This window comes from Streptomyces sp. NBC_00286, assembly GCF_036173125.1.
In the GTDB taxonomy this organism is placed as follows: domain Bacteria; phylum Actinomycetota; class Actinomycetes; order Streptomycetales; family Streptomycetaceae; genus Streptomyces.
Genome location: NZ_CP108054.1, coordinates 8,766,938 through 8,782,958 on the forward strand (window position 1 = coordinate 8,766,938; position 16,021 = coordinate 8,782,958).

18 protein-coding genes and 1 pseudogene are annotated in these 16,021 nt (G+C 70.4%); 8 read left to right on the forward strand and 11 right to left on the reverse strand.

Annotated features, from left to right (window positions below; all coding sequences use genetic code 11):
- The 3 genes from OHT21_RS39625 to OHT21_RS39635 all read right to left on the reverse strand — a co-directional run bounded on the left by OHT21_RS39625 (position 1) and on the right by OHT21_RS39635 (position 3,446).
- Positions 1 to 1,305: an MFS transporter gene (locus OHT21_RS39625; RefSeq protein WP_328773073.1), complete on the reverse strand. Its 1,305-nt coding sequence runs from the start codon at positions 1,303 to 1,305 to the stop codon at positions 1 to 3.
- Between the two features lie 91 nt (positions 1,306 to 1,396).
- On the reverse strand, positions 1,397 to 2,431 hold the full coding sequence (locus OHT21_RS39630; protein ID WP_328773074.1) for a hypothetical protein: 1,035 nt from the start codon (positions 2,429 to 2,431) through the stop codon (positions 1,397 to 1,399).
- Between the two features lie 70 nt (positions 2,432 to 2,501).
- Complete coding sequence (locus OHT21_RS39635) at positions 2,502 to 3,446, reverse strand: hypothetical protein (protein WP_328773075.1); 945 nt, start codon at positions 3,444 to 3,446, stop codon at positions 2,502 to 2,504.
- An 87-nt stretch (positions 3,447 to 3,533) separates the two neighbouring features.
- Between OHT21_RS39635 and OHT21_RS39640 the strand changes: the two genes are divergently transcribed.
- From OHT21_RS39640 to OHT21_RS39650, 3 genes are all read left to right on the forward strand, one after another.
- Positions 3,534 to 3,971 carry a DUF4442 domain-containing protein gene (locus OHT21_RS39640; RefSeq protein WP_328774401.1) on the forward strand — a complete coding sequence of 146 codons (438 nt, stop codon included), beginning with the start codon at positions 3,534 to 3,536 and terminating at the stop codon, positions 3,969 to 3,971.
- A 164-nt stretch (positions 3,972 to 4,135) separates the two neighbouring features.
- Positions 4,136 to 4,348 (forward strand): hypothetical protein, encoded by a 213-nt coding sequence (locus OHT21_RS39645; protein WP_328773076.1) that lies wholly within the window; start codon positions 4,136 to 4,138, stop codon positions 4,346 to 4,348.
- A 542-nt stretch (positions 4,349 to 4,890) separates the two neighbouring features.
- On the forward strand, positions 4,891 to 5,706 hold the full coding sequence (locus OHT21_RS39650) for an SAM-dependent methyltransferase (RefSeq protein WP_328773077.1): 816 nt from the start codon (positions 4,891 to 4,893) through the stop codon (positions 5,704 to 5,706).
- A 66-nt stretch (positions 5,707 to 5,772) separates the two neighbouring features.
- Here OHT21_RS39650 and OHT21_RS39655 read toward each other — a convergent pair whose 3' ends face one another.
- The gene (locus OHT21_RS39655; RefSeq protein ID WP_328773078.1) at positions 5,773 to 6,687 is read right to left on the reverse strand and encodes a helix-turn-helix domain-containing protein; all 915 of its coding nucleotides are present in this window, start codon (positions 6,685 to 6,687) and stop codon (positions 5,773 to 5,775) included.
- 203 nt (positions 6,688 to 6,890) lie between these two features.
- Here OHT21_RS39655 and OHT21_RS39660 point away from each other — a divergent pair, with 203 nt between their 5' ends.
- A complete protein-coding gene (locus tag OHT21_RS39660) occupies positions 6,891 to 7,706 on the forward strand; it encodes a DUF427 domain-containing protein (RefSeq protein WP_328773079.1) in 816 nt (271 codons plus the stop codon).
- Between the two features lie 265 nt (positions 7,707 to 7,971).
- Here OHT21_RS39660 and OHT21_RS39665 read toward each other — a convergent pair whose 3' ends face one another.
- Positions 7,972 to 8,502 carry a gamma carbonic anhydrase family protein gene (locus OHT21_RS39665; protein WP_328773080.1) on the reverse strand — a complete coding sequence of 177 codons (531 nt, stop codon included), beginning with the start codon at positions 8,500 to 8,502 and terminating at the stop codon, positions 7,972 to 7,974.
- A gap of 121 nt (positions 8,503 to 8,623) precedes the next feature.
- On the opposite strand from OHT21_RS39665, the gene OHT21_RS39670 reads away from it, so the two are divergent.
- A complete protein-coding gene (locus OHT21_RS39670; protein WP_189327705.1) occupies positions 8,624 to 9,415 on the forward strand; it encodes an acyltransferase in 792 nt (263 codons plus the stop codon).
- Here OHT21_RS39670 and OHT21_RS39675 read toward each other — a convergent pair.
- A complete protein-coding gene (locus OHT21_RS39675) occupies positions 9,412 to 10,263 on the reverse strand; it encodes a DMT family transporter (RefSeq protein WP_328773081.1) in 852 nt (283 codons plus the stop codon). The two genes, OHT21_RS39670 and OHT21_RS39675, sit on opposite strands and share 4 nt — an antisense overlap.
- Before the next feature lie 106 nt (positions 10,264 to 10,369).
- On the opposite strand from OHT21_RS39675, the gene OHT21_RS39680 reads away from it, so the two are divergent.
- Together OHT21_RS39680 and OHT21_RS39685 are read left to right on the forward strand one after the other, a co-directional pair.
- Complete coding sequence (locus OHT21_RS39680; RefSeq protein WP_165342801.1) at positions 10,370 to 10,942, forward strand: helix-turn-helix domain-containing protein; 573 nt, start codon at positions 10,370 to 10,372, stop codon at positions 10,940 to 10,942.
- A gap of 46 nt (positions 10,943 to 10,988) precedes the next feature.
- The gene (locus tag OHT21_RS39685) at positions 10,989 to 11,546 is read left to right on the forward strand and encodes a YbaK/EbsC family protein (protein ID WP_328773082.1); all 558 of its coding nucleotides are present in this window, start codon (positions 10,989 to 10,991) and stop codon (positions 11,544 to 11,546) included.
- Between the two features lie 17 nt (positions 11,547 to 11,563).
- On the opposite strand, the gene OHT21_RS39690 is transcribed toward OHT21_RS39685, so the two are convergent.
- The gene (locus tag OHT21_RS39690) at positions 11,564 to 12,610 is read right to left on the reverse strand and encodes a cation diffusion facilitator family transporter (protein ID WP_328773083.1); all 1,047 of its coding nucleotides are present in this window, start codon (positions 12,608 to 12,610) and stop codon (positions 11,564 to 11,566) included.
- Between the two features lie 61 nt (positions 12,611 to 12,671).
- On the opposite strand from OHT21_RS39690, the gene OHT21_RS39695 reads away from it, so the two are divergent.
- Positions 12,672 to 13,031 carry an ArsR/SmtB family transcription factor gene (locus tag OHT21_RS39695; RefSeq protein ID WP_165342803.1) on the forward strand — a complete coding sequence of 120 codons (360 nt, stop codon included), beginning with the start codon at positions 12,672 to 12,674 and terminating at the stop codon, positions 13,029 to 13,031.
- Positions 13,032 to 13,038: 7 nt separating this feature from the next.
- Here OHT21_RS39695 and OHT21_RS39700 read toward each other — a convergent pair.
- From OHT21_RS39700 to OHT21_RS39715, 4 genes and pseudogenes are all read right to left on the reverse strand, one after another.
- Positions 13,039 to 13,239: pseudogene (locus OHT21_RS39700) on the reverse strand (transposase); the annotation flags it as partial.
- An 85-nt stretch (positions 13,240 to 13,324) separates the two neighbouring features.
- Positions 13,325 to 13,825: a cupin domain-containing protein gene (locus tag OHT21_RS39705; RefSeq protein ID WP_328773084.1), complete on the reverse strand. Its 501-nt coding sequence runs from the start codon at positions 13,823 to 13,825 to the stop codon at positions 13,325 to 13,327.
- A gap of 253 nt (positions 13,826 to 14,078) precedes the next feature.
- Positions 14,079 to 15,029, reverse strand: coding sequence for an alpha/beta hydrolase (locus OHT21_RS39710; protein WP_328773085.1), 951 nt, complete (start codon positions 15,027 to 15,029; stop codon positions 14,079 to 14,081).
- Positions 15,030 to 15,058: 29 nt separating this feature from the next.
- On the reverse strand, positions 15,059 to 16,003 hold the full coding sequence (locus tag OHT21_RS39715) for an NADP-dependent oxidoreductase (RefSeq protein WP_328773086.1): 945 nt from the start codon (positions 16,001 to 16,003) through the stop codon (positions 15,059 to 15,061).
- Between the last annotated feature and the right edge of the window lie 18 nt (positions 16,004 to 16,021).

Genomic DNA, 16,021 nt, shown 5'->3' on the forward strand with positions numbered 1-16,021 from the left:
TCACGGTGCGTCCGCCGGGCCCTTCGAGCCGGCCGGCTCACCCATCGCCGGCGCTCCCTGCACCACTTCCTTCGTACGGCGCGTCATGTTCCGTACGTCCGACACGCACAGCACCGCCGCCGTCACCACGATGACCAGCACGGTGCACCCCCACAGGGACGCCGTACGCCCGAAGGCCTCCTCCGCGGGGCCCGCGAGGGCCGTGGCCAGCGGGACCATCGAGACGGAGCCGAACCAGTCGTAGGCCGAGACGCGGGAGAGCCGGTCCTCGGGTATTTCCTGGTGCAGCGCGGTCATCCAGGAAACTCCGAACACCTCGAGGGCCACACCGCTCACGAACATCACCGCACAGAGCCCGACCACCGACAGCGGCACCGCGAGCGCGGCCGACGGCATGGCCAGCGGGAAGACGCAGAGGGTGCCCGCGAGCAGCATGCGGCGCGGTTTCCAGCGCATCATCAGGATCGCCCCGCCGACGTTCCCGGCGCCGAACGCGCCGAGAGCCAGCCCCCACGGACCGGCCCCGCCGAGGCTGTCCCGGGCAACCAGCGGCCCGTACACCGACTCGGCGGCGCCGACCACGGCCACCACGACGGAGAACTGCGCCACGATCGACCACAGCCAGGGCCGGCCGACGACCTCGCGCCAGCCGTCCCGGAGATCGGCGAGCAGGCCCTCGCCCGGCTCGCGCGGCGGTATGTGGCTCACGTCGAGGAAGGCCCGCAGCGACCCGGCGACCGCGAACGCCGCCGCGTCCACCGCGAGCACCCAGCCGGGGCCGATCGCCGCCACCATCGCCCCGCCGACCGCGGCGCCGCCGAGACCGGCCCCCTGCGTCGCCAGCCGGAACAACGCGAAGGCGCGGGCGACCTGTTCGCCGCTGACGGACGACATCAGCATGCCCTCGGCCGCGGGGCCGAAGAACGCCTGGCCGGTGCCGCCGAGCGCGGTCAGGAGCATCATCTGCCAGAGCTGCGGCTCCCCGGCGAGTACGAGGACCGCGAAGGCCCCCTGCGAAAGGCAGTTGAGGGTGTTGGCTGCGACCATCACCCGATGCCGCGGCAGCCGGTCCGCGACGGCGCCGCCGATCAGGAGGAACAGCACCAGCGGGAGCGTACGGGCCGCCGCCACCAGGCCCACGTCGCCGCCGTCGCCGCCCGCGTCGAGTACGGCGAACGCCGCCGCGATCAGCGCGCCCTGGCTGCCGAGACTCGTCACGACCGAGGCGGCGGTCAGCAGCGTGTAGTTCCGGCCCGCCCAGGTGGGTCGGCGCAGACGTTTCGGGGCGGCGGCGGAACTGGTCACTCGTGAACTATCGCGTCACCGCCCCGACTTGCCAATCGCATTCAGCGCCAGAAGCCCGGGGACACCTCAAAGTCCCGCAGGGCCAGGCGAGTTACGAACCTGTGGGAGCGTCTTCCGTCAGGCGCACCGTAAGGAGGATCTTCTGAATCGTCGCCTCCGGAAGCTCCTCGTCGACGCCCTTGGCGCCGTAGAGATTCCAGGTGACGTAATCGCCGTCGCCGTTCTTGAACGCGAAGGTGATGGCCTTGCCCTCGGAGTCGCACTTGCCCTTCTGCGGCGTGTTCTGCGAATAGGCCGTGGCGACGCTGCCCTTCAGGCCCGAAGTCGTCGTGAACGGCTTCGGCTTGCCGGGCTTCACGCTCTTCTTGTCGGGCTGCGTATAGCCGCCGAAGATCCACCAGGGAACCCGGGTCTCGGCGGCCTGAGCCGTGCTCGTGGCGCCGTTCTCACCACGCGTTCCGGCCGTGGCGAGAGCGGTGTCCTCCTCGCGGCCGTCCTTGTCGGAGTCGTCCGAGCACCACTTGGACTTGAGAGAGGCGGGAGCCGTGACGGTGGTCCGGTCCAGCTTGCCCTTCTCTTCCCATTCGAAGCCGACGCTGGTGTCCGCGCTTTCGAGTTCCCAGTCGGCGGGCACGTCGAACTTGGTGCCGAACCGCGGGTTCACCACGACCTTCCAGCCGGGAACGGTCGGCTTCTCGCTCTCGCTGCCGCGCGGATTGTCCGCACCGCCGGACGCGGGCGCGCTCGGCTTCTTAGAAGCGGGGGCCGAAGTGGCGGGCGCCTTCTTGTCGGAGTCCTTCGCCGTGTCGTCCGTGTCGCCGCCGAGGACCAGAAAACCGGTGACGCCGGCCGCGACGACGACCGCGGCTGCCGCCACGATCGCGACGACCTTCGTCTTGTTGCCGCCGCCGCCACCGCCCTGCGGTGGCTGGGGAGCCCCCAGCGGATCAACGGGCGTATGCCAGCCCTGCTGACCGGGCTGCTGCGCATAGGGGTTGGGCTGCTGCTGATATCCGGGCTGCTGATACGGATTCGGCTGCTGCTGGTACCCCGGCTGCTGATACGGATTCTGATTCGGGTCCTGCGGGTTCTGCTCGCCCCCGGGCGGCTGCTGTCCTGGCCACATGTGCGCCCACCCTAGCGGCGCGGGGACACGTTTTTGTCACTGACTATCGTCAGCGATGTACCGGTCAGGGCTACGACGGGTCCTCGTACAGCCGCACGGTGCTGAGGATTTTCTTCACCGTTGCGTCCGGTACTTCCCCGGATACGCCCTTTGCCCCATGGAACGACCATGAGACGAAGTCGTCGTCCGCGTTCTTGAAGCCGAAGACGGTCGACTTGCCGTCGCTGTCACACTTCCCCGACTTCTTCACGCCCGTGGACCACGCCGTGCCCACTCTGCCCTTAATGCCGGACTTCGTTGTGTACGGCTTCACGGCATCGGAGTCGATGATCGCCTTCTCCGGCTGGGTGTACGCCCCGTACACCCAGGTGTTGGAGTCGGCGCGGGCTATCTCCTCGGTGCTCATGGCGCCGTTGTTGCCCCGGGTGCCCGTGCCCGCCAGCGGCGTGTAGTCCTCGGTGCCGTTCCTGTCCTCGTCCGATGCGCACCACTTCGACTTGAGGAATGCCGGGGCCGCCATGGCGACCAGGGGCTTCTCCTCGGGGTCGCCGTTCTCGGCGACGTACGAGACCCAGTCGGGGGACTCGGGCTCCCAGTCGGGCGGCACGTCGAAGGCGATGCCGGTCTTGGGGTTGACCACGGCCTTCCAGCCCGCGATGGTCGGCTGTGCCCCGGCCGAGCCGCGTGCGTTGCCCGAACTGGTCGGCTGCGCACTGGACTTGGCGGGACTCGGCTCGGGCTTGTCCGCCTTGTCGTCCCTGTCGCCGCCGAGCAGTACGAATCCGGTGACACCCGAGACGACCACGACGGCGGCGGCCGCGAGGATGGCGACGAGCTTCGTCTTGTTGTCACCACCGCCGCCCTGGGGCGGCGCGGGCGTGCTCATCGGGGTGGTGGGGGCGTTCCACTGACTGTGCTGGTGCTGGCCCTGCTGATACGGGTTCGGCTGCTGATAGCCCGGCTGTTGGTAGGGGTTGGGCTGCCCGCCGCCTGGCGGCTGCTCTCCTGGCCACATGGGCGGTAACGATACTGCGATCACATCGTCGGCTTCTGGCCGGGAAGGCTACTCGCGGGTAACGTGACGCGCATGAGCGCAGACCAGATGTCGATCGGCGAGATGCTCGCCGCCACAGTGCCGATGGTCCGGACCCTGAAACTCGAGTACCTCGAGACCACGCCGGAGAAGGCCGTGCTCGCCCTGCCCGACCAGAGCGAGTTCCACAACCACGTCGGAGGGCCGCACGCCGGAGCGATGTTCACGCTGGGGGAGTCGGCGAGCGGCGCGGTCGTCCTCGCCGCGTTCGGCGACCAGCTCTCGCGCGCCGTACCGCTCGCCGTCAGCGCCGAGATCGCGTACAAGAAGCTCGCCCGGGGACCGGTCACGGCCACGGCGACGCTCGGCCGCCCCGCCGCCGACGTCATCGCGGAACTCGACGAGGGCCGGCGTCCCGAGTTCCCGGTGACGGTCGCCATCCAGCGGGAGGACGGCGCCGTCACGGGAGAGATGACCGTCGTCTGGACGCTGCGTCCGAACAACTGAGTTCGTTCGCGGGCTGGTTGCCGAGTCCCGGCAGTTGCCCGCGTACGAAGCTGCCGACGGCGAGCGGTGACTCGTACCGGGGGAGTCCGCACCATGGGGAGCGTGGAGCGTTCCGCGCTCCCGGGCCTCCGGAAGCGCGAGGCCGGTCGTGAACGGGGGATGCGATGGTGCTCGTCGGGGTCGCGCTGCTCGGCCTCGTCGCCTGGGCGACGACCGTGCTGATTCAGCGGGAGCGTCGGCGCCCCGAACTGACCGCCGAGTCCCACCGGATCGAATTGGCCGCCATGCAGGGCATCCGCGACGCCCGCCGTCGGGCCCGCGCACTCCACCGGATCGGCGGCGACGGTGGAATCAGTCGCCTGGACGGTCGCTGGTAGAAAACTCCCACCCCTTCCCGGAACGGTGGGATCCGCCCGCTGCCGCCCTTTGTCCTTACGAGGAGCTGACGCCGTACCCAGCGATGTTGCCCCACCCGTCACACAGGCCACTATGGTTCTTCACGTCACCGGCCCACAGTGGCGGTGAGGGCCCCGGGACTGGGCGTGAGCCAGAAGGGACGGCTCGCGAGCGAAGGTCACCAGGGCCACGGGCTTGCCTCTCTCGCCCCCTCTGGCGACGAGGCCGGCATCGCTGCGATGTAAGAAAGCGGCCATCGCGGCGCTGGGCGGGCGCCCCGGTCCTCTCCGGGGCGCCCCGCACTGTTGCGTACGGCGGCAGGGCCGGATGCGTACGCCCCTGCCCCGCGATGCGCGGGAAACCAGCCAATGATCAGCGAAACATGGGCAGTTGGCGACCGGTGAACTTACCCGCGCCGAGCTGTGAGGAATAACGTGGGCGCCACGGCTGGTATTCGCCTATTGCCTATACGTCTGTTCAAACGGGGGCGCGGTCCCCGCATCGACCACTCACAGGAGCGTCCATGACTGATGAGCCGAACATCTCCGACCCGGAGGCGCTCTCCAAGATCGACACCACTGTGCCGCAGTCGGCCAGGATCTGGAACTACTGGCTGGGCGGGAAGGACAACTACGAGGTCGACCGCGTAGCCGGTGACGCGTTCCGCGAGATCTTCCCCGGGATCGAGACCGGAGCCCGTGCCGCCCGGTACTTCCTGGCCCGCGCCGTCCGGCATCTGGCCGCCGAGGAGGGCATCCGGCAGTTCCTGGACATCGGCACCGGGCTGCCCAATGTGGACAACACCCACGAGATCGCCCAACGGGTCGCCCCCGAATGCAAGATCGTCTACGTCGACAACGACCCCTTGGTGCTCGCGCACGCCCGCGCGCTGCTCACCAGCACCCCCGAGGGCGTCACCAACTACGTGGACGCCGACCTGCGCGATCCGGCCACCATCGTGCGGGAGGCCGGGAAGACGCTGGACTTCGACCAGCCGATCGCTCTCATGCTCATGGGCATCCTGGGGCACATCGAGGACTACGACGAGGCCCGCTCGATCGTGCGGCAACTGGTGGACGCCCTGCCTCCCGGCAGTTACCTGGTGCAGTACGACAGCACCAACACCAGCGAGGAGTACGTCACGGCCATCCAGCAGTACAACGAGGGCGGTTCGATCCCGTACATCCTGCGCAGCCCTGAGCAGATCGGCCGCTTCTTCGACGGTCTGGAACTGCTCGAACCCGGTGTCGCGTCCTGCTCCCGCTGGCGCCCCGACACCAGCGCGTGGGGCCTTCCGGCGGAGGTGCACCAGTACGGGGGCGTCGCCCGGAAGAGCTGAGGCCCGCCAGTCGCGCCCCCGAAGGACTGCGTCCTTCGGGGGCGCCTCAACGCGCGGGTCCGGAGGTCAGGTCTCCTTGAAGATCCGGTGCAGGATCGTGGGAGTCGCCTCCGGGGACTGGGCCTGTACGACCAGGCGGTTCATGACGCCCCAGTAGTACTCGATCTCGGCGGGCTTGTCGGGGTAGAGGGCGCTGGCGTACTGCTCGAGGTAGACCACGTCGGGCAGTTGGCCGCCGGGCAGGCGCAGGATGCTGACCGGGCCGCCGGACGCGGCATGCCCGCCGGCGCGGAACGGCATGATCTGGACGGTGACCCGGGGGAGTTGGGAGACCTCGATGAGGTGCTGGAGCTGGGCGCGCATCGTGTGCGTACCGCCCACCGCGCGTCGCAGCGCCGCCTCGTCGATCACGGCCCAGAGCTGAGGCGGCGGCTGGCGGCGCAGGATCCGCTGGCGGGTCATGCGCAGGGTGACCCGTCGGTCCAGCTCGTCCGCGGAGGCGTCCGGGTGGTCGAGACGGAGGGCGGCGCGGGCGTAGTCGGGGGTCTGGAGCAAGCCGGGTACCCGCTGTACCTCGAAGCTCCGGATGGGCGTGGCCGCCTGCTCGACGCCCAGGTAAGCCTGCATCCAGCTGGGCACCACGTCGTTGTAGGCCTGCCACCAGCCAGGGGTGTTGGCCTCTTGGGCGAGGGCCAGCAAGGTGGCGCGTTCGGCCTGGTCTGTGACTCCGTACAGCGTCAGCAGATCGGCCACGTCCCGCAGCTTGCAGCCGTGGCGGCCAGTCTCCAGTCGGCTGATCTTGGACTGTGAGGCGCGGATGACGTGGCCCGCCCTCTCACGGGAGATGTTCTGCTCCTCCCGGAGCCGGCGGAGCCGTGAACCCAGGGCGAGGCGCGGCACCATGGGGCCGGCCGAGACGCCCGACGGGCCGTTCAGGATTTCGGTGTCGGACGGTGAATGTGCGGCCTCTGTGGTGCCCATGGGCATGCTCCTTGCGGTGAACGCAACTCTGCACGCGTGAAAGCGGTGCGCTCAGCCAGCATAGGGGCTGACCGGTACATGATCTTCGACTTGACGCAACCCAGGCGATCACCGACGCCGGAGAAGTCGTTCGGCCCGATATGGCCGTTCTTCTTTGGCCTCGATTTGTTGTCCTCGGTGGGGACCTCGGTGAGCATGGGGTGATGAGTGTGCTGTTCACCATGCGATCCGTACGGACCACTCCAGAGGGCTTCCTGTGGGAGCCCGGCGAACGCTGGGTCCGTGGCCGCAAGGACGAGGTCACCGTCGTCGACAGCCGCCATCCCGTACTCGTCTGGGAGCCCGACTTGCCCGTCCCGCTGTACGCGTTTCCCCGCGAGGAGGTTCGCGAGGATCTGCTTCGGCCGGCGAAGAACCCGCGTACGGGCAAGCACTCCGGATCGCAGATCTTCTACGACCTGGAGATCGACGGCGAACTCTTCGAGAACGCGGCCTGGACCTACCCGGCCGAGGACCTGGCCGGTCATATCGCCTTTGAGTGGGCCGAGCGCAGCGGGCGGGGGCTTGACCGCTGGTTCGAGGAGGAAGAAGAGATCTTCATCCACCCGAAGGATCCGCATCACCGGGTGGACGCCCTCGTCAGCAGCCGCCACGTCCAGGTCGAGATCGGCGGCACCCTCGTCGCCGACACCCGTCGGCCGGTGCTGCTCTTCGAGACCGGGCTGCCGGTGCGGTACTACATCCCGCGCGAGGATGTTCGCCTCGACCTCTTCGGGCCGACCGATCACAGCACGGGGTGTCCCTATAAGGGCACGGCCGAGTACTGGTCGTGGCGGGGTGACGGCGAGGTGCCTGCGAACATCGTGTGGAGTTACGCGGAGCCGTTGGCTGCGGTGGCTGCCATCAAGGGGCGGCTCGCCTTTTACAACGAGGCGGTTGATATTGCCGTGGACGGGGAGCGTTTGGAGCGGCCTGTCACTCCGTTCACCGCGACGCTTTCGCCGCGGGCGTCGGGCTGACTTGCCGCGCTCAGTACGTATCTGCGGGTTCGTTGTGGCTGGTCGCTCCCCCACTCTCGGCTGCTCCCCCACTCTCGGCTTCGCTCGAGCGGGTGACCCCCATGAGCGGGGGGACCCCCATCGCGGCGGAGCCGCAAATCGACACAGCCCCGCGCCCCTTACGGGGCGCCCGTCGCGCCCGTCGCGGCGGAGCCGCACAATGTCACAGACCCGCGCCCCTTACGGGGCGCGGCCCGCGCAGCTGATGGAGCGCTGCCCGCGCCCCCTACGGAGCCTCCACCTCCCGGTGCGTCTGTGCCAGCTCCGTATAAACCGCCGCGTTCAGCGCGATCCCCTCGCGCTCCTCCGGCGTCAGTTCCCGCCGCACCTTCGCTGGTACGCCCGCGACCAGCGAGCCCGATGGCACCTGCATCCCCTGCGGTACCAGCGCCTGTGCGGCGACCAGCGAACCCGCCCCGATCACCGCGCCGTTCAGCACGGTGGCGCCCATGCCGATCAGGCAGCCGTCCTCCACCGTTGCTCCGTGCACCACGGCGTTGTGGCCGATCGAGACACGTTCGCCGATGGTTACGGGGAAGCCGGGGTCGACATGGAGCGTGCAGTTGTCCTGGACGTTGCTGCCCGTGCCGATGACGATCGGCTCGAACTCGGCACGCAGTACGGCGCCGTACCAGACGCTGGCGCCCGCGTGCAGCGTCACATCGCCGAGCACCACGGACGTGGGGGCGGCGAACGCCTCCGGATCCACCTTCGGATCCTTGCCGCCCACCCGCGCGATCAGCGCCTTGTGCGTCATCGTCAAACTCCTCGTCTCGTCGCTACCGGCACCGTAAGCCATCGGTTCACATGGCCGGGTGGGGCGAAGATCACAGGCGTACGGCCTCTTGGGTGCGGCGCCCGCTGAGTACGGTGAGCGGGTGCCCAGGAGCAGGAACACGTTCTCGTCATGGCGGCGCCGCCTCGTCCAGCGCGCCGTGCATGCGGGCTGGGCCTGGGTGCAGCGCACGGGGTCCGTGAGCGCCGAGAGCCCGGGACGGTTCCGCTTCGGTGCGATGGGAACAGGTACCAGGCTCGCCTTCCCGCTCGGCACGGTCTTCGGTGAGCCGTGGATCCATCTCGGCGCCCACTGCATCGTCGCCGAACAGGTCACGCTGACCGCCGGGTTGATGCCCGATCTCGATCTCGGGCCCGATCCCATTCTGCGCATCGGCGACGGGGTCGTGCTCGGCCGCGGCAGCCATGTCATCGCCGACACGACGGTCACGATCGGCAGCGACTGCTACTTCGGGCCCTATGTGTACGTGACCTCCACGAACCACTCGTACGACGATCCCCACGAGCCGATCGGCAAGCAGTGGCCGCGGATGGAGGCGGTGGAGATCGGCTCCGGCTGCTGGATCGGGACGGGTGCGGTGATCCTGCCCGGCGCGCGGATCGGGCGGAACGTCGTGGTGGCGGCGGGGGCGGTGGTACGGGGCGTGGTGCCCGACCACGCGGTCGTCGCCGGGGCCCCGGCACGTGTCGTACGACGCTGGTCGCCGGGCGACGGCTGGCAGCCTCCCCTGCGTACGCCGGCGCCGGTGCCGATTCCCGAAGGCGTCACCCCGGACCAGCTGCTGGCGCTGACCGAACTCGACGCCGAGGCCGCGGCCCGCCTCGCCGCGCTGGGTGCGGAGGGCGCCGTCGACGACGTACGGGCCGACTCCTAACCCGTAGCCAGCAGGACCGTGCCGACGAGGGCCAGGCCCGCGCCCGCCGCTTGGACGCCGCGCAACCGTTCGCTGAGGAAGCCGCGTGCGGCCAGGGCCGTGACCACCGGGTAGAGCGAGGCGAGTACGGCGGCCACGGTGACCGGGCCGTTCTGGGCGGCCAGTGCGTATGTGCCGTTGGCCGCGACATCGGCGAGACCGACGAAGGCGAGCGCCGGGAGCGCGGTCGGCGCGACCTTCGGGGGAGTCTCGGTGCCGCGGCGGACGGCGACGTAGAGGGCCGTGCCGCCCGCGACGACGTTCGTCACGCGCTGGACGAAGAGGGCGAGGAAGAGGCCGGTCAGCGTGGTCGAGGCCTCGGCGATCAGGGCCATCACCGCGCCGAAGCCGAACGCCGAGAGCAGGGTGAGCAGCACGGCCTGTCGCTGCACGGGGGCGCCCTTGAACTGCGGGCCGCCGGCGAGTGCGACGCCCACGACGGCGACCGCGATCCCCGCGAACTGCAGCAGCCCGGGGCGCTCGCCGAGGACGAGGCCCACCGCCACCGGGACGGCGACGCCGAGGGAGCCGAGCGGCGAGACGACGCCCATCGGGCCCAGGGCGAGCGCCTTGTAGAAGGCGAGCATCGCGACGGGCCCGGCGAGCCCCGCCGCCACCGCGAACCACAGCTGCGGGCCCGCCTCGCTCCAGGCGCCCGTCGCCCCGACGATCGCGCCGAGGACGACGGTGGCGATCGACTGCGAGACGACCACCACGGTCAGCGCCGACGTGCGTCGGGTGAGCAGCCCGCCGCCGAAGTCGGCCAGGCCCCATAGGAGGCTGGTGGCCAGGGCGAAGACTGCTGTCACGGGGCCTCGCAGTACAGTTCGGTGCACGATCGGGTGCAGCCCACCGTAGTTCAGTCGGGTAAACCCTGTCATCCAGAATATTGGACTCCGCAACGTTGGACGGAATGTGTCGGACCTCGATCTGCTGACCCGGTCCCTGGCGCGCAACGTCAAGCACTGGCGCGCGGTGCGCGGCTTCACGCTGGACGTGCTCGCCGCCCGGGCCGGCGTCAGCCGCGGCATGCTCATCCAGATCGAGCAGGCCCGCACCAACCCCAGCCTCGGCACGGTGATCAAGATCGGTGACGCGCTCGGCGTCAGCATCACCACCCTGCTCGACTACGAACAGGGACCGAAGGTGCGGATCGTCCCGGCCGAGCAGGTGGTCCGGCTGTGGCACACCGACGCGGGCAGTCACAGCCGGCTCCTCGCCGGCACCGAGGCGCCCGGCCCGCTGGAGATGTGGCACTGGCGGGTGATGCCGGGCGAGAGCAGCACCTCGGACCCGCACCCCGTCGGCACCGTCGAGATCGTCCACGTCACCGCAGGCGAACTGACCCTCACTGTCGACGGCACGGAGTACCGCGTCCCGGCCGGTGCGAGCGCCACCTTCGAGGCCGACGCCCCGCACACGTACGGCAACCAGGGCGACGTCCCCACGGAGTGGATGCTGGCCGTCTCGGTCCCGCCCGTGCGCTGAGGCGACGCCCGGCCCACGGCCCCGGCCGCCCTGTTAGCGTGCGCTCATGGACGCACCCATCGGCCACTTCGACAACGCCACGCCCGCGCCCCACTGCCTGGACGAACTGACCCGCCCGGTCGCCGACGCCGTACGCCACTGGCGCGGCAACGTCCCCGCCGAGCAGATCGTGTACGTCGACACCAAGCCGGAGTGGGCCGACACCGCCACGTTCCTCGAGCACTACGGTCCGGAACTGCTCGACCAGTCGGCCAACTGCGTGGTCGTCGCGGGCAAGCGCGGCGGGGAGAGCACGCTCGCCGCCTGCGTCGTGCTCTCCGGCACCCGGGTCGATGTGAACGGTGTGGTCCGGCGCCAACTGGGCGCCCGCAAGGCGTCGTTCGCGCCGATGGACATCGCCACCGGCGAGACCGCGATGGAGTACGGCGGGATCACGCCGCTCGGGCTGCCCGCCGACTGGCCTGTGCTTGTGGACTCGGCGGTGGTCGATCTGCCGTACGTCCTGGTCGGCAGTGGCCGTAGACGCGGGAAGCTGCTGGTGCCGGGGAAGGCGTTCGCGGAGCTGCCGAACGCCGTGGTGCTGGAAGGGCTCGGCGTCGCCTGATCCCCTGATCCCGTTGGTCAGGCGGTCGCGTGGTGGGCCAGGGCCAGATGGGGATCCGTCTCGCCGGGGGTGGGTGACGGGTCGGCGTGGACCGTGGCCGCGGTGAGCCCGGGAATGGCGTGCAGCAGGGCGTGCTCGGCCTCGACGGCCACGCGGTGCGCCTCGCGTACGGTCATGTCGCCGTTCACGACCACCGCCACCTCGGCCCGTAGCCGGTGACCGATCCAGCGGAGCCGGAGTTCGCCGACGGACTGTACGCCCGGAACCTCCCGGAGGGCCCGCTCGGCGCGGTCCACCAGGGCCGGGTCGATCGCGTCCAGGACCCGGCGGAAGACCTCGCGGGCGGCATCGCGCAGCACAAGTAGCAGGGCCGCCGTGATCGCCAACCCGACGATGGGGTCGGCGAGTTGCCAGCCGAGTGCCGTGCCGCCCGCGCTCAGGAGGACGGCGAGTGACGTGAAGCCGTCGGTGCGCGCGTGCAGGCCGTCGGCGACGAGCGCGGCCGAGCCGATGTCGCGGCCGACGCGGATGCGGTAGCGGGCGACCCACTCGTTGCCGGCGAAGCCGATGACGGCCGCGACGGCTACGACCGGGATGTGCTCGACCGGGCGCGGGTCGAGCAGGCGGTCGATCGCCGTCCAGCCCGCGAAGACGGCGGACGCGGCGATCGTCAGCACGATCACGAGGCCGGCCAGGTCCTCGGCTCGGCCGTAGCCGTATGTGAAGCGGCGTGTGGCCGCGCGCCGGCCCAGTACGAAGGCGATGCCGAGGGGTACGGCGGTGAGCGCGTCGGCGGCGTTGTGCACGGTGTCGCCCAGCAGCGCGACCGAGCCGGAGACCACTACGACGCCCGCCTGCGCGGTGGCGGTCACGCCGAGTACGGCCAGGGAGATCCACAGGGCTCGGATGCCGCGGGCGGAGGACTCCAGGGAGGTGTCGACCTTGTCGGCGGTCTGGTGGGAGTGGGGTTTGAGGAGGTGGCTCAGCCGGTGGAGGGGGTGGGCGCGGCGGCCGTGGTGACGGTGACCGGGATGGTCGTGGCTGTGGTGCTGCTCGGCGCTCACATGGGCCCCTTTCCGTGCGCGGGAGTGGACTCGGCGAGGTTCACGGAGCCATTATGTGCGTATGAGCGCACGCATGCACCTATCACCTGCGCAGGATGCGCATCCGCGCAGCCCGGGCGAGGAGCAGTTCGCCCTTGCCGCCGAGGTTCTGGCCCTCCTCGGAGACCGGACTCGGCTTGCGCTGCTGCACGCCCTGGCTGACGGCGAGGCCGACGTCACCTCGCTCACGGAGCGGTGTGGGGCCGCGCGGCCGGCGGTGAGTCAGCATTTGGCGCGGCTGCGGCTGGCGGGGTTGGTGAGCACGCGCAAGGAGGGGCGGCGGGTGATCTACTCCCTGCGGGATGGGCATTTGCGCCGGGTTGTTGACGAGGCGCTCAATCTGGCCGACCACCGATTGAGCGGTCGGCCTGCGCACGACTAGCTCCGCATCAGGCAACGTTCGCCCCGTTGACGACCTCGAGGCGATCGTCGGCGGCATGCTTGTTCCGCCGGCTGATGTAGCGGCGGATCATGCTGCCCTGCTCTTTGTGGCCGGCATGGTCGGTGCCATCGAGTGCGAAGTGGCGCAGGGCGGTGAACTGGGCCTCGATACGGTTGAGCCAGGAACTGTTGGTCGTGGTGTAGGCGATGGCCCCGAACGATCTCGTCCTGGCTGTCCAGCTCAGCGGGGAACTTCACCCTGTCGACCGGTGCCGGGCTTGCCGGCCCTGCGAGTCACAGGAACTCGCTCCGGTAGGTCGAGGCCAACTCGGCCGCGCGGCGGCGGCGCTCCGCGAGCTCGGTCTCCGACAGTTGTGGCGGCGGCGCGTCCTTGCCCGCGACGACATCGCCGATGCGCGTGAAGTACTCGTCCTGGCCTGCGGGGGTGCACATGCACAGCATGCGGGCCGGCGCACCCGAAGCGTTGCGGAAGTTGTGCGGGGCGTTGGCCGGGATGTTGACCGTGGACCCGGCCCCTACGGTGTGCTTCTCGCCGCGGAAGGTGAACTCGATCTCGCCCTCGAGGATGGTGAACATCTCCTCGAAGTCGTGCCGGTGCGGCGGTGGGCCGCCGCCGTCGGGGACGCGCATGTCGATCAGGCAGTACCGGCCGTCGGTCTGCTCGCCGGTGACCAGCATGGCGTACGTGTTGCCCACCAGAGAGATGTACGTCGTGCCGGGATCGTCGGGGTCCGCCACGGTCAGCGAGCGGGACGGGTCGTCGTCGGGGATCACCGGAATCGTCTCCTTCAAAGGTCAGTCGGGTGAGGATCAGGTGCCGGGCGGGTCTCATACAGTCCGGCAGTCTCCCGGCCGTCGATGCGCATGCTGCCCGAAGTGGGAGTCCGGCCCGGCCGCGCGGTGCTTCAGTGTGTTCTTGCCGGTGTCCGAGGGGCCCCATCGCGGCGGGCAACGGGGCGAGGGGCCACCTGTGTGGAGCGCTTGCATACCCCTCCTGCGGCACGGGGTGAGCGCGCTCGGTGCCGGCTCAGATCGACTTGAGGACGCGGATGCGGTCGGCGATGGCGCGGCGGGCGACGTCGGAGGTGAAGGCGATGGAGTCGAACTCGTGCGGGGCGCCGGGGTGCAGGTGGAATTCGACCGGCACGCCGGCGCGGCTGAGTTTGGTGGCGTAGGCGGTGTCTTCGTCGCGGAAGACGTCGAGCTGGCCGACCTCGATGTAGGCCGGCGGCAGGCCGGTCGCGTCCTCGAGCCGGGCTGGGGCCGCCGTGGCCGGGACGTCGGGCCCGCCGGCGGCCTCGCCGAGCAGGGCCGGCCATGCGGTGAGGCTGTCGTCGTAGGACCACAGCAGGTAGGGCGCGATGTGTGGATCGGGGGTGGTGGTGCGGTCGTCGAGCATCGGCATGAGCAGGATCTGGCGGGCGATCTTCGGGCCGCCGCGCTCGCGCGCGAGGATCGACACGGCTGCGGCGATTCCGCCGCCGGCGCTGTCACCCATCACGCCGATCCGGTCGGTGTCGACGCCGAGTTCGGTGGCGTGTTCGTGCAGCCAGCGCAGTGCGGTGTAGGCGTCCTCGAGCGGGGTCGGGAAGGGGTGCTCGGGGGCGCGGCGGTACTCGACCGACAGCATCGGTACGCCGCTGGCGGAGACGTAGCGGGCGAGCGGCCCGTCGAACAGGTCGATGTGGCCGAAGATGTATCCGCCGCCGTGGAAGAACAGCACGGCCGGGCCAGGCGCCGCGCCGTCCTTGGTGTACCAGCGCATGGTGATCCGCGCGCCGTCGCCGGTGGTCGTGCAGTGCTCGCTGGTCTTCACGTCGGCCGGGACCGGCTGGGCCGTTCCCGCGGCGCCGATGATCGGCTCCCACATGGCGCGCCGCGCCGCGATGTCCCCCACGGCCGGTGGTGTGGCGTCCGCCATCGCGCCGGCCATCGGGGCCAGCGCCTCGGCGATTTCGGGATCCAAACTCAGTGCCATGGCCTTTTCCTTTCGGTGGAGGATCGGCGTCAGGCGACGGGCGGGACGACGATGACCTTGCCGTGCACCGCGTTTTCGGCGGCCCGGGCGTGGAGCGCCGGCAGCTCGGCCAGCGGCACCCGCTCGGCGACGTCGACGCGCAGCTCGCCGCGGTCGATCAGCGCTATCAGCTGCGACAGCTGGTCGGCGTCGCTGCGGACGAACAGGTCGATGCCGCGCACGCCGCGCTCCTGGTCGGAGGGCGCGGGCATCCATACCGTCGTGTTCACCACGACCCCGCCCGGACGGACCAGTGTGACGAGCGCGGCCAGCTCGGCCGGGTCGACCGGCGCGAGGTTGAGCACGACGTCGACCGGCTCGGTCACCGCCGCGCTCACGCCGGTGGTGGTGTGGTCGATGACCTCATCGGCGCCGGCCGACGTGACCGCCTCGCTGCTGCGCGGGCTGGCCGTGGCGATCACGTGGGCCTCGGCTCCCTTGGCCAGCTGCACGGCGTAGCCGCCGACCGCTCCGCCGGCGCCGTTGATCAGCACGCGTTGCCCGGCCGTCAGCTTGCCGTGGTCGAAAAGCGCCTGCCACGCGGTGAGGCCCACGAGTGGCAGTGCGGCGGCGTCGGGAAGGGGGATGCTCTTGGGCGCCGGCGTCAGGACCTCGGCCGGCGCGAGGACGTACTCCGCGGCGGCGCCGTTCCCGTCCATCGGCAGGAAGCCGATGACGTCGTCGCCGACCGCGATGCCGTCCACGCCCTCGCCCAGCGCGTCGATGGTGCCGGCGACGTCGATGCCGGGAGTGTGCGGCAGCACCACCGGGATGGGGCCTTGCATGAAGCCGCCGCGGATGTTGCCGTCGACGGAGTTGAACGACGTCGCGGCGACGCGGATCCGGACCTCACCGGCCCCGGGGACGGGCTGCTCCACGTCCTCGTAGCGCAGGACGTCGGGGTCGCCGTACTCGTGGAAACGTACTGCCTTCATTTCGGTTCTCACCTTCAC

Excerpts from the sequence above, each read along its gene's own strand:
- OHT21_RS39685 (WP_328773082.1), top strand. The coding sequence starts at position 10,989 with ATGGACGCACCCATCGGCCACTTCGACAACGCCACGCCCGCGCCCCAC.
- OHT21_RS39630 (WP_328773074.1), bottom strand. The coding sequence starts at position 2,431 with ATGTGGCCAGGACAGCAGCCGCCCGGGGGCGAGCAGAACCCGCAGGAC.
- OHT21_RS39635 (WP_328773075.1), bottom strand. The coding sequence starts at position 3,446 with ATGTGGCCAGGAGAGCAGCCGCCAGGCGGCGGGCAGCCCAACCCCTAC.
- OHT21_RS39660 (WP_328773079.1), top strand. The coding sequence starts at position 6,891 with ATGAGTGTGCTGTTCACCATGCGATCCGTACGGACCACTCCAGAGGGC.
- OHT21_RS39715 (WP_328773086.1), bottom strand. The coding sequence starts at position 16,003 with ATGAAGGCAGTACGTTTCCACGAGTACGGCGACCCCGACGTCCTGCGC.
- OHT21_RS39640 (WP_328774401.1), top strand. The coding sequence starts at position 3,534 with ATGTCGATCGGCGAGATGCTCGCCGCCACAGTGCCGATGGTCCGGACC.
- OHT21_RS39695 (WP_165342803.1), top strand. The coding sequence starts at position 12,672 with ATGAGCGCACGCATGCACCTATCACCTGCGCAGGATGCGCATCCGCGC.
- OHT21_RS39665 (WP_328773080.1), bottom strand. The coding sequence starts at position 8,502 with ATGACGCACAAGGCGCTGATCGCGCGGGTGGGCGGCAAGGATCCGAAG.
- OHT21_RS39710 (WP_328773085.1), bottom strand. The coding sequence starts at position 15,029 with ATGGCACTGAGTTTGGATCCCGAAATCGCCGAGGCGCTGGCCCCGATG.
- OHT21_RS39655 (WP_328773078.1), bottom strand. The coding sequence starts at position 6,687 with ATGGGCACCACAGAGGCCGCACATTCACCGTCCGACACCGAAATCCTG.
- OHT21_RS39645 (WP_328773076.1), top strand. The coding sequence starts at position 4,136 with ATGGTGCTCGTCGGGGTCGCGCTGCTCGGCCTCGTCGCCTGGGCGACG.
- OHT21_RS39650 (WP_328773077.1), top strand. The coding sequence starts at position 4,891 with ATGACTGATGAGCCGAACATCTCCGACCCGGAGGCGCTCTCCAAGATC.